The sequence below is a fragment of the Phytoactinopolyspora endophytica genome, from assembly GCF_004138495.1.
Classification (GTDB): Bacteria; Actinomycetota; Actinomycetes; order Jiangellales; family Jiangellaceae; genus Phytoactinopolyspora; species Phytoactinopolyspora endophytica.
The window spans coordinates 115,176-126,055 of the sequence record NZ_ML142856.1; the positions used below are offsets into that span (position 1 = coordinate 115,176).

11 protein-coding genes and 1 pseudogene are annotated in these 10,880 nt (G+C 67.8%); 7 read left to right on the forward strand and 5 right to left on the reverse strand.

Going from position 1 to position 10,880, the window contains the following annotated elements:
• The coding region (locus ELR45_RS16800; protein ID WP_165367851.1) for a stage II sporulation protein M at positions 1-646 on the reverse strand (646 nt) is incomplete at its 3' end.
• A 97-nt stretch (positions 647-743) separates the two neighbouring features.
• Here ELR45_RS16800 and ELR45_RS16805 point away from each other — a divergent pair.
• On the forward strand, positions 744-1,766 hold the full coding sequence (locus ELR45_RS16805; RefSeq protein WP_205856734.1) for an RDD family protein: 1,023 nt from the start codon (positions 744-746) through the stop codon (positions 1,764-1,766).
• 97 nt (positions 1,767-1,863) lie between these two features.
• Here the strand turns inward: ELR45_RS16805 and manA are convergent, their stop codons facing one another.
• Positions 1,864-3,060 (reverse strand): mannose-6-phosphate isomerase, class I, encoded by a 1,197-nt coding sequence (gene manA / locus ELR45_RS16810; protein WP_129667434.1) that lies wholly within the window; start codon positions 3,058-3,060, stop codon positions 1,864-1,866.
• A gap of 101 nt (positions 3,061-3,161) precedes the next feature.
• On the opposite strand from manA, the gene ELR45_RS16815 reads away from it, so the two are divergent.
• The 6 genes from ELR45_RS16815 (at position 3,162) to ELR45_RS16840 (ending at position 9,120) form a co-directional block, all read left to right on the forward strand.
• On the forward strand, positions 3,162-3,890 hold the full coding sequence (locus ELR45_RS16815) for a class I SAM-dependent methyltransferase (protein WP_129667435.1): 729 nt from the start codon (positions 3,162-3,164) through the stop codon (positions 3,888-3,890).
• Between the two features lie 170 nt (positions 3,891-4,060).
• Positions 4,061-4,486 carry a YciI family protein gene (locus tag ELR45_RS16820; protein ID WP_129667436.1) on the forward strand — a complete coding sequence of 142 codons (426 nt, stop codon included), beginning with the start codon at positions 4,061-4,063 and terminating at the stop codon, positions 4,484-4,486.
• Between the two features lie 4 nt (positions 4,487-4,490).
• Positions 4,491-5,729 (forward strand): RNA polymerase sigma factor, encoded by a 1,239-nt coding sequence (locus tag ELR45_RS16825; RefSeq protein WP_129667437.1) that lies wholly within the window; start codon positions 4,491-4,493, stop codon positions 5,727-5,729.
• Positions 5,730-5,945: 216 nt separating this feature from the next.
• On the forward strand, positions 5,946-6,617 hold the full coding sequence (locus ELR45_RS16830; RefSeq protein ID WP_205856735.1) for a GntR family transcriptional regulator: 672 nt from the start codon (positions 5,946-5,948) through the stop codon (positions 6,615-6,617).
• A gap of 149 nt (positions 6,618-6,766) precedes the next feature.
• Positions 6,767-8,380 (forward strand): NCS1 family nucleobase:cation symporter-1, encoded by a 1,614-nt coding sequence (locus ELR45_RS16835; protein ID WP_129667438.1) that lies wholly within the window; start codon positions 6,767-6,769, stop codon positions 8,378-8,380.
• A complete protein-coding gene (locus ELR45_RS16840) occupies positions 8,377-9,120 on the forward strand; it encodes an aspartate/glutamate racemase family protein (RefSeq protein WP_129667439.1) in 744 nt (247 codons plus the stop codon). The genes ELR45_RS16835 and ELR45_RS16840 overlap by 4 nt, the downstream gene beginning before the upstream one ends.
• Positions 9,121-9,224: 104 nt before the next feature.
• Here ELR45_RS16840 and ELR45_RS16845 read toward each other — a convergent pair whose 3' ends face one another.
• The 3 genes and pseudogenes from ELR45_RS16845 to manB form a co-directional block, all read right to left on the reverse strand.
• Positions 9,225-10,238, reverse strand: coding sequence for an SIS domain-containing protein (locus tag ELR45_RS16845; protein WP_129667440.1), 1,014 nt, complete (start codon positions 10,236-10,238; stop codon positions 9,225-9,227).
• A 6-nt stretch (positions 10,239-10,244) separates the two neighbouring features.
• Positions 10,245-10,412 (reverse strand): Trm112 family protein, encoded by a 168-nt coding sequence (locus ELR45_RS16850; RefSeq protein ID WP_129667441.1) that lies wholly within the window; start codon positions 10,410-10,412, stop codon positions 10,245-10,247.
• Positions 10,413-10,880: pseudogene (gene manB / locus ELR45_RS40970) on the reverse strand (phosphomannomutase/phosphoglucomutase); the annotation flags it as partial. It lies immediately after the preceding gene.

A 10,880-nucleotide genomic window follows, 5' to 3' on the forward strand; every position in this document is an offset into this window, starting at 1 on the left:
GCGTGATCAGCCCGAAGAACACGTCGAGCCGCCCCGCTGCCGCCATCAGCCCGGCCGAGACGGCGACGTTCATGACGTTCATCCAGAGGATGTAGATCACGGGCAGCCCGAGGAAGACACCGAGAATGAGCGCCCCGGCGGCCACCCACGCGTTGTTGATCCAGACCTGCGTCGCGAACGAGCCCGCCGGGTTGGCCGAGTAGTAGTCCTCGAAATCGTGCTCGACCAGCTGCCGGATCTCCTCGGGCGCGCCGATGGTCGCCTGCACGTCGGGGTTGGCCGCCACCCATCCGGCGATGACCGCGCCCACGACCAGGGACACCAGCGCGGCGCTGACCCACCAGTATCGGTTCAGGTACACGGCCGCAGGGAACCGGACTGTCAGGAACCGCACGACGTCGTTCCAGCCCGGGTCGCGCGACCCGGCGACGGCGGCGCGGGCACGAGCAACCAGGCCGGACAGCTTGCCCAGCAGGACGGGATCGGGGGCGGCCGACCGGACCATCGCCAGATGGGTGGAGACGGTCCTGTACAGCTGGACAAGCTCGTCGGCTTCTGGACCCGACAGCCGGCCACGTCGTCGCACCAGGTCGGACAGGCGATCCCACTCGTCCTGGTGCGCGGCGATAAACGCGTCGACGTCCACGCGACCCCCTTCTGTCTCAGGCGCGCCGTGCTCCAGCTCGAGAGTACGGGGCAGCCGGTGCGGCAAATCGCGCAGGTGGTGCGGCAGACTGGGCGGTATGAGCGACGTCGTGACCGGAGAGGCCGTCCCGCTGGAACTGCGGCTGGCCAAGTTCCCGTCCCGCACGATCGCGATCGTGATCGATCTCGCTGTGTACCTCGTGTGCGGGTTGGGCCTGTTCGGGCTCATCAGCGCGGTCATACCCGGCGTCGACACGGCCATGGCCACCGCGCTGGGACTGGTCGCCGTCATCCTGCTCCTGGTCGCGCTTCCGACCACCATCGAGACATTGAGCCGCGGCAGGTCACTCGGCAAGCTCGCGCTCGGGCTGCGCGTGGTGCGCGACGACGGCGGTCCGATCCGTACCCGGCACGCCCTGGTCCGTGCGTTGAGCGGAGTCTTCGCCGACTTCGTCATCACTTCGGGCGTCGGGGCAGTCTTCTGCTCGCTCCTCAACGAGCGCGGCAAACGTATCGGCGACGTGCTGGCGGGCACCGTCGTCGTCCGCGAGCGCATTCCGGCGCCGCCGGGCATACCGGCGGTGCCGGATGAGCTGGCGAACTGGGCCACGGGCCTGGAGCTGTCCCGGCTGCCGAACGATCTCGCGCTGTCGGCACGGAGTTACCTGAGCCGGTGGCGACAGCTCTCACCTGCTGTCCGGGAGCCGCTGGGAGCCCGGCTGGCCGACCAGGTCGCGGCCGTGGTCAGCCCGCCGCCGCCACCCGGCGTACCGGCATGGGCATACCTCGCCGCCGTCCTCAATGAGCGAGGCCGCAGGGAGAGCGTCCGTCTGTCCGCGCAGCAGCAGGGGGCGACGGGGTTCCAGCAGTCCAGCCCGGACCAGCAAGGCCCCCGTACTCGGGAAGGCGACGGCTGGGCGGGCCCGGGACGAGAGCCATCGGGCTGGGCACAGCCCGGGTCGCCGGACGGGCGGGTGAGCGACGAACCGCCCGGGCCTGACGTGGCGGGGCCCGATCGCCGGGATGAGGATGCACCCACGCAGTGTCCTCGCGGAGACGGCCGCGACGACACTGCGTCGGATCAGCAGCGGACTACCGGCGGTTTCGCGCCACCTGCGTGACCGAGGTCGATGTCGACGTCGGCCTGTGCACACCCCACGAGGAAGGCCCTAGAGCCGCACCCGGGCCGCGAGCGGCAGATTCCGGGCTTCTAGGGCACTAACTGAGGTTCGGAGTGATGGTGAAGGCGACACCGCTGCCGGTGATCGCCGCCGACCGTTCGGAGTCCGGAACGAAGGCGGCCTGCCCCTGCCCCAGCTCCATCGGCTCCGCCTGGCTGCTCTCGACGATGTTCGCGCCGGTCCGCAGCTCCGCATGGCCGTCGACGACGAGCACCACGCGTGGGCCGTAGCCGCTCGGGTGGATCTCCTCGTCGCCGAGCTCGAGACGGCATATCCGGAACTCGTCGAGATCCCGGACCGGGTAGACGTTCTCCCGCGGGCCGCATTCGCGCGGAAGCACCCGCTGGGCACCCTGAGCCTCATAGCGCAGGATCCGCTCCACCTCGGCTGTGTCGATGTGTTTGGGCGTCAGACCTGCCCGTAACGTGTTGTCCGAGCTCGCCTGCGGCTCCACGGCGACGCCGGACAGGTAGGCATGCGGCACCCCTGCGCCTACGAATGCGGCGTCGCCGGGGCGCAGCGGCACCCGGATCATCAACGACGCGAGGAGAATCCCGCGGTCGCCCGGGTACGTGTCGGCGAGCCGGGCCACGATCCGCAGCGCCTCCCGGTCCTGCCGGGCCCGCGCCACCTCGATCAAGGCGCTGACCAGACGTTGCGCCTCGGCCTCGGGCAGATTCAGCCAGGTCGTCACCAGCTCGCGTAGCCCGTCGTCGCGCTTGAGCATCGCGGCCGCGTCGTCGAACTCGGCACGCTCGATCTCCTCGAACAGCCACACCAGCTCGCGCGGGTCCCGGAAGCCCATCAGCGCCTCGAACTCGGTGAGCGCGACCACCATCTCCGGCTTGTGGTTGCGGTCACGGTAGGAGCGCTTCGGCGAGTCCAGCGCGACGCCCGCCGCGTCTTCGGCAGCGTATCCCTGCTGGGCCTGTTCGATGGTCGGGTGCACCTGGATGGACAGCGGCCGCTCGATGGCGAGGATCTTCAGCAAGTACGGCAGCACGCCGCCGAACCGTTCGGTCACCTTGGTGCCGAGCGTGCTGTCCGGGTCGTCCGCGATGTAGCGGTCAAGCGTCCGCCCGTCCGCGGCGACCGTCGACGGCGAGCCCGGGTGGGCACCGACCCAAAGCTCAGCCTGCGGCTGCCCCGTGGGCTCCTGACCGAGCAGTTCCGGGATCACCGTCGGCGATCCCCACGCGTACGAACGCACCGGGTTTTGGAGAAGTACAGCCACGGAAGAACCCTAACGTAACGGACTTCGAAATACCTAGTCCAATACCGCAACCTCCTTTGCATGCTGCGCGGCCCGGGCGCACAGCACGTAAAGTTCGCAGGGTGAGCGATCCGTACGGTGACCTGGAACTCGTCGAGCTGTATGACATCGACAATCCTGGCGGGGCGGACCATGCCTGGTATCGCGCCCTGGCCGATGAGGTCGGCGCGCGGTCGATCATCGACCTGGGGTGCGGCACCGGCTTGCTGACGCGCTCGCTGGTTCAGCCGGGCAGGAGTGTGATCGGCGTCGACCCGAGCAGAACCATGCTGGGCTACGCGCGCCGGCAGCCGGGCGCCGACTCGGTGACCTGGATCGAGGGCGACGCATCCGCGCTGGCATCGACCGGAACCACTGACCTCGCCATCTGTACCGGCAATGCGATCATGCACGTCAGCCCGGAGGAACTGCCCGCGACACTCACGTCACTCGTCCAGGCGATCCGCCCCGGCGGGACGTTCAGCTTCGAGTCGCGCAACCCCGGGTACCGCGAGTGGGAGCGTTGGACTGCCGAGGCCACCTATGGTGAGCGCGACACCCCGGCCGGGTACTTGCGGGAATGGCTCGAGGTCAGCAGCGCCGACAACGGCCGTGTGGTCTTCGACGCGCACAACGTGTTCCCCGGCGGGGAGGATCGCATCTACACCAGTACCCTCTACTTCCGCACCGCCGAGGAGTTCCGTCAGGAGCTGGACGCGGCGGGCTTCGCTGATGTCGCGTGGTACGGCGACTGGCACGGCTCACCGGAAGATGACGACTCCAGAGTCATCGTCTTCCGGGCCACCCGTTGAAGCGGATCCTCCCTGCCATCGCGGCCGTAGCCCGGCGCGTCAATGTCCCACGTGCTACCGCCCGCCTCGTGCAGACCTTCGAATGCCGGACAATGTCCGGAACAGGTGATCGGCACCGACGTCTTCGGTGAGAGGCACCATCCGGGTGCCGGCCGACGAGGAGGCCAGCCATGAAGTACATGATCATGCTCTACGCGTCGCAGCGCGAGTACGACCTGATGACAGGCAAGCCCACCGACCAGCCCGCCTGGTCCCAGGAGGATGTGGCGGCCATGTACAAGTTCATGGAGTCGTGGAACCAGGAGCTGGTGGAGACCGGTGAGTTCGTCGACGCACGCGGCCTGACCGCTCCTGTGCACACCCGCAGGATCCACGGCGTCAAGGACGGGGTCCCAATCGTCACCGACGGGCCGTACGCGGAGACCGAGGAGGTCCTGGCCGGCTACACGATCGTCGAGTGTGAGAGCCTCGACCGAGCCACCGAGATCGCCGCCCGGATCACCAAGAGCCCGCATCCCGGCGGCGAGCCGACCGGCACGGAGTACATCGAAGTACGGCCCATCGTCGAGGGCTTCGACGACTTCGACGTGCAGTGAGGCCATGAGCGAGCCCTCTGTCGAGGACCTGCTGCGCGATCTGGCTCCGCAGGTCCTCGGCGCGCTCGTGCGCCGTTACGGGCATTTCGACACCGCCGAGGACGCCGTCCAGGAAGCACTCCTCGCCGCCGCAACACAATGGCCGGACACGGGCGTGCCCGACCGGCCGAAAGCGTGGCTGATCACCGTCGCCTCGCGACGGCTGACCGATCTGCTCCGCAGCGAACAGGCGCGTCGGCTCCGCGAGGACTCCGTCGCACAGTGGACCCTGCCCGGCAACTGGCTGGCCCCACCGGCGGATCAGCCGCCGTCCGAGTCCGACGACACGCTCATCCTGCTGTTCATGTGCTGCCATCCGACCCTGTCTCCTCCGTCGCAGATCGCGCTGACGCTGCGCGCCGTCGGCGGCCTGACCACAGCGGAGATCGCCCGCGCATTCCTCGTGCCGGAGGCGACCATGACGCGGCGCATCACCAGGGTGAAGCAAGGCATCAAGGACAGCGGCATCCCGTTCGGTCTCCCTCGCCCGGCGGATCGTGTGGAACGGCTCGCGGCGGTGCTGCACGCGCTCTACCTGATCTTCACCGAGGGCTACGCCGCGACGTCCGGCCCCGTCCTGACGCGCGCCGATCTCTGTACCGAAGCCATCCGGCTGACTCGGATGCTCCATCAGATGCTTCCCGACGACGGCGAGGTCGCCGGTCTGTTGGCGCTCATGCTGCTCACCGATGCCAGGCGGGCGGCTCGGACCGGACCGGCCGGCGAGCTGATCCCGATGACAGAACAGGACCGGCGCCTCTGGAATGCCGATGACATCGCCGAAGGCGTGGCCCTCATCAGCCGGACGCTCCCGCGCGGCGAACCCGGCCCATATCAGTTGCAGGCGGCGATCGCCGCAGTGCACGACGAGGCTGCCACCGCCGACGAGACCGACTGGCCGCAGATTCTGGCCCTCTACGAGGTCCTCATGCAGATGTCGGACAACCCGGTCGTGGCCTTAAACCACACCGTCGCGGTGGCCATGGTGCGGGGTGCGGGCGCGGGGCTCGACCTGCTGGAGGAGCTCCGGTCGGACAAGCGGATCGCCGACGACCACCGGTTCCATTCCGTCCGCGCGCACCTGTTGGAGATGCTGGGTGACGACGCCGCGGCGCGGGAGGGCTACCTGGAGGCCGCCCGCCGGACCACCAGCCCACCTAAACAGCGTTACCTGCACAGCCGCGCCGCCCGACTAGCGCCGTGACCTCGCTCCCCCGGTGTGAGCGACCTCTTACATGGGCGAAACCTCTGCCGTGCAGCGACGAAATGAACGATTCCTAGCGTCTTTCTCGTCAGCAGGACCCGCCCAGTCGCCTGGTTCCGTGGCCGGTCCCAAAGAGTGCAGGGAGAAGCTGGCGTGCGAAACTCGACTCGACGTTCGGTGGCCCCACGTCGAAGGTCGATCTTTGCCGATCGGCTCGTGAACAGTGTCCCGGCCGGACAGCAACCTCAGGTCCTGGAAGACATGCGGCGCGCGATCCTGGCCGGAGACGAGCCGCCGGGCACGCTCGTCCCGATCGACGACGTGGCAAGTTTCTTCGGGGTCAGTCAGATTCCCGTTCGCGAAGCCCTGAAGATCCTGCTCGGCGAGGGGCTCGTCGAGCATGTGCCGCATGTGGGCTACAGCGTCGCCAAACTGACTTTCGCCGAGTTCCGCGAACTGTACGAGGTCCGGCAGGCGCTGGAGTCGTCGGCGCTGCGCGTCGCGATCCTGCACGCAGGCTCTGCGGACGACGAGGTCGTGCGTGCGGCGCACGGGGCCCTAGGCCAGATGATCGCCAGCGGCGACACGCGCGGCTACCACGGAGAGTCCCGGCGGTTTCACGTATCGCTGATCGCGCCTGCGCGGATGCAGCGGCTGGCCCACATGTACGAGTCGGCGTGGAACATGACGGAGCCGGTACAGCCCATGTCCCGGGTCGACTCCGATGGCCGCGCGGTCTTCCACGAGGACCACGACCGCATGCTCGCCGCATTCGCGGCGCGGAACTCCGAAGCGCTCGTGGAGGAGTCGCGCCGCCACTTCGAGCACCTCAAGTGGGCGATCACAGGATTCCGCGACGACCCGGACGTATTCCGCCAGGATTCCTGAGCGCCTCTTTCGAACAGCTCTGATGGCGCGCAATCCTATATCTTTCCCGTCACGCGCCCTTAATTCCTCTCCGACGGAAGACGAAACAGCGTCCTCTTAGCGTCGCAGGTCATATCGACGTCCCATTGAACCGCGACCGAGGAGGGCTCATGTCCCAGATCGAACCCCGAGTCGGGCAGACCGGCGTACGCTCCCCGCAGGACTCCCGTTTCGACACCGACGCGGTCGATCCCGACGTGGTCGAAGCCGCTGGTCACCCGCCCGGCCGCGGGGTCGGCAAGCGCACGTATGACCCCAGGCTGACCAACGAGGATCTTGCGCCTCTCCGGGACCAGCGCTGGGGAACATACAACATCTTCGCCTTCTGGATGTCCGACGTGCACAGCGTCGGAGGCTACGTCACGGCTGGCAGCCTGTTCGCGCTAGGCCTCACCAGCTGGCAGGTCTTCGTCAGCCTCGTTCTCGGCATCGTGATCGTCCAGTTCTTCTGTAACCTGGTGGCCAAGCCCAGCCAGGTCGCGGGCGTACCGTACCCTGTCATCAGCCGAGTTTCGTTTGGCGTGCTCGGAGCCAACATCCCGGCCATCATTCGAGGGCTCATCGCGGTGGCGTGGTACGGCGTTCAGACGTTCCTCGCCGCCGGGGCCCTCAACATCGTCTTTCTGAAGCTGTGGCCGGGTCTCGCGGACTTCGCCGACGTCGACCGCTACGGGTTCCTAGGCCTGTCGCTGCTCGGGTATGTGAGCTTCGCGATTCTCTGGGTCGCGCAGGCGCTCGTGTTCTGGCGGGGCATGGAGTCCATTCGCAAGTTCATCGATTTCTGTGGCCCTTCCGTATACGTGGTCATGCTCATGCTGTGCGGATACATGCTGCTACGGGCAGACTTCGACATCAGCCTGACGCTGGCTGATGCCGACCTATCGGGCTGGGCGGTCTTCAGCACGATGTTGTCGGCCATCGCGCTCGTGGTGTCGTATTTCTCCGGACCCATGTTGAACTTCGGCGACTTCTCCCGCTACGGCCGCAGCTACGACGCGGTGAAGAAGGGCAATCTCTGGGGGCTGCCGGTCAACTTCGTCGTGTTCTCGTTGCTCGTCGTGCTCACAGCGTCGGCCACCGTGCCGGCCTTCGGCGAACTCCTCATCGATCCGGTGCACACGGTCGAGGCTATAGACACCTATACGGCCATCCTGCTCGGTGGCCTGACCTTCGTGATCGCAACGGTTGGCATCAACATCGTCGCCAACTTCATCTCTCCGGCCTTCGACTTCTCCAACGTCAGCCCGCAACGGATCAGCTGGCGCATGGGCGGGATGATCGCTGCGCTCGGGTCGGTGCTGCTGACCCCCTGGAACTGGTACAACGATCCAGAAGCGATCTTCTGGACCTTGGGGCTGCTTGGCGCCCTGATCGGACCGCTGTTCGGCATCCTCATCGCCGACTACTACATCGTCCGCAAGCAGCATCTCGTCATCGACGACATGTTCACCCTGGAAGAGGACGGCGCGTACTACTACCGCAAGGGTTACAACCCGGTCGCGATCACCAGCGTGACGATCGCCGGCACCCTGGCGATCACGTCCGTGGTCATCCCGAAGCTGACCGACGTGGCTACCTGGCTGCCGGACTATAGCTGGTTCCTCGGCTGCGGGGCAGGTTTCGCGCTCTACACCCTCCTTGCGCGGCGGTCAGGACCGAACTTCGGCGCCGCCCTGCCATCGGTGGATGAGCCCCCGTTCGAGAAGGTCAGCGATCCGGCATGAGCGAAGGCTCCGTCCGGATCCTGGTCGTCAACCCGAACACGACGGCGTCGATGACCGCGCTGATCGGCGAGCACGCCCGGACTGCCGCCGGCCCGGGCGTGCTCGTCGACGCCGTGAATCCCGACACGGGACCGGTCTCCGTTGAGAGCCACGTCGACGAGGCGATGGCGGTTCCGGGCGTGCTACGGGAGATATCCGCGGGCGAACACGCAGGCTACGACGGCTACGTGATCGCCTGCTTCGGCGACCCGGGGCTGCTGGCTGCGCGAGAGTTGGCACGGGGGCCGGTGGTCGGCATCGCCGAGACCGCGATGCGTGCCGCCGGCTACCTGGGTCGTTCGTTCAGCGTCGTCACGACTCTGTCGCGCACAATCGGGCATGCCTGGGACATCGCCCGACGGTACGGCCTGGCGGACCTGTGCACGGGCGTCCATGCCTGCGAGATCCCCGTCGTCGAGCTCGAGACCGACCCCGAGGTGCGGCATACCATCACCGAGACATGCCGGGCAGCCCTGCGCGACGACGGGTCGGACGTCATCGTGCTCGGCTGCGCGGGTATGGCCGACCTGCGAGACGACATCTCCATGCGCCTCGGTGTGCCCGTCGTCGACGGGGTGACCACCGCGACCGTCACCGTGGAGTCGCTCGTGCGCCTCGGCCTTCGGACCAGCAAGCGCGGGGAGCTGGCGACGCCGCCGGTCAAAGATCACGCCGGGCTGCCGTCCACCGCGTCCTGGTGATCGTCAGAACTGGCCGGTTGTCACGCCGCCGTTCCCGGACGGCGGCGTGCTCACCTCGATCTTCGGCCGGTCTTCGGCGTTGGTGAGCTTCGGTCAGTGTTCGGTCAGTGTCTGCGACCGAGGCCCAGCGCCAGGTATGCGGCCGCATAACGCCCGATGGCCAGCAAGGTGGCGAACCGCACGATCTGCGACCCCTCCACCGCGAGCACCGGATAGACGCGCACGGCCGCCTGCTCCGCTGCTTCCTCGAGCCGTCGTCGAGCGGCGGCCGCCATCGGTGGCTCCGTGCCGTCGTCGAGAATCAGCAACGCGGGCCGCAGCTCGGGCGACCCGTCTTCGAACGGATCGGCGAAGAGGTCCGCTTCGGGCGCCGCCGACAACAACGGAACCAGCTGAGTGTCGTCACCGGCGACCGCCGGACGCCCACTGGCCTCACGCAGGCTCTCCGCCACCCGCCGTGCCGCGCGCGCCGCCAGCACCGACCCACCCCAGACCAAGGGCGTGCTGTCGGCAAGCGCCAGGGCCAGGTTCTTGCCCGGGTTCACGTCGGCCTCGACGGTCGGCGCGCAGTCCTTGGCCACCTGGTCGAGGGCCTCGGCAACGGGCTCCGCCTCCACCTCCGGCCCCAGCCCGAGTAGATGCAGCGCGCACAGTACCGGTACCGCGAGTGCAGTGGTGTCCGTGCTGCCGGCGGGGAGGAACATCGTCTCCCGTCCCGCGGCCGCCGTATGCAGCTCCGATTCCTCGGGCGCGGCGACCAGTAACGAGCAGCCACGACGACGAGCCTCGGCGGCCGCTGCCACCTCTTCTTCGCGACCGCCGTCCGGACACACGATGATCACCAGGTCGAGCGGGCCGGCCCAGGCCGGAAGGCCGCCATGGGGCCACGCGACGAAAGGCATCGGACAGATCGGCTCCAGCACCGCGCGGAAGAGCCGTCCATGCGGACCGCTGGCGACGATCGCCCGGGGCCGGTCCATCGGGTCCAACTGCGCCAGCACCCCGGCCGCCGCGGTATGCGCGCGGCGCACCTGAGCGCCCCACCCGGCGATCTCCCGGAGCGCATCGTCGATCGCGCTCAGCGCCTGCGGGTCGTCAAGCGAAGCGTCGGCGAACATCGTCGATCAGAGCTTCCGTGCGTGGTCGACCAACAACACCGGGATGTCATCCCGGACCGGATACGCGAGGCGGCAGCTCTCGCAGACCAGCTCGGCCGCCGTGTCGCGTTCCTCAAGGGTGCCATGACACGCGGGACACACAATCACTTCCCGCAGCGCCGGATCGAGCCTCATCTACTCTCCTCCTCCAGCCGCCTCGCGCACCAGCCCGAGGACGTCGTCACGCACGCGTTCCATGGTGATCCGGTCGGCACCCTCGACGTTCAGCCTGAGCAACGGCTCGGTGTTCGACGGACGCAGATTGAACCACCACATCGGACTACCAGTGTGCTCGACGGTCAAGCCATCCAGGTAGTCAATCGCGAATTCCGGTCTCCCGGCAAAGGTGGACTCCACCGCCTCCAACGTGCGGGGGACATCCTCGACGCGGCTGTTCAGCTCACCGGAGAGCACGTAACGCTCATATGGCGCGAGCAACGACGAGAGCTCCTCATCCACCGAGCCCAGAGCAGCCAGCGTGTGCAGTGCAGCCAGCATGCCCGAGTCCGCACGCCAGAAATCCCGGAAGTAGAAGTGCGCCGAGTGTTCTCCGCCGAAGACCGCATCGGTCTCCGCCATGAGCTTCTTGATCAGCGAGTGCCC

Bases quoted from the DNA above. Each gene is read 5' to 3' on its own strand.
- ELR45_RS16805 (WP_205856734.1), top strand. From the start codon at position 744: ATGAGCGACGTCGTGACCGGAGAGGCCGTCCCGCTGGAACTGCGGCTG.
- ELR45_RS16820 (WP_129667436.1), top strand. From the start codon at position 4,061: ATGAAGTACATGATCATGCTCTACGCGTCGCAGCGCGAGTACGACCTG.
- ELR45_RS16825 (WP_129667437.1), top strand. From the start codon at position 4,491: ATGAGCGAGCCCTCTGTCGAGGACCTGCTGCGCGATCTGGCTCCGCAG.
- ELR45_RS16835 (WP_129667438.1), top strand. From the start codon at position 6,767: ATGTCCCAGATCGAACCCCGAGTCGGGCAGACCGGCGTACGCTCCCCG.
- ELR45_RS16840 (WP_129667439.1), top strand. From the start codon at position 8,377: ATGAGCGAAGGCTCCGTCCGGATCCTGGTCGTCAACCCGAACACGACG.
- ELR45_RS16845 (WP_129667440.1), bottom strand. From the start codon at position 10,238: ATGTTCGCCGACGCTTCGCTTGACGACCCGCAGGCGCTGAGCGCGATC.
- ELR45_RS16850 (WP_129667441.1), bottom strand. From the start codon at position 10,412: ATGAGGCTCGATCCGGCGCTGCGGGAAGTGATTGTGTGTCCCGCGTGT.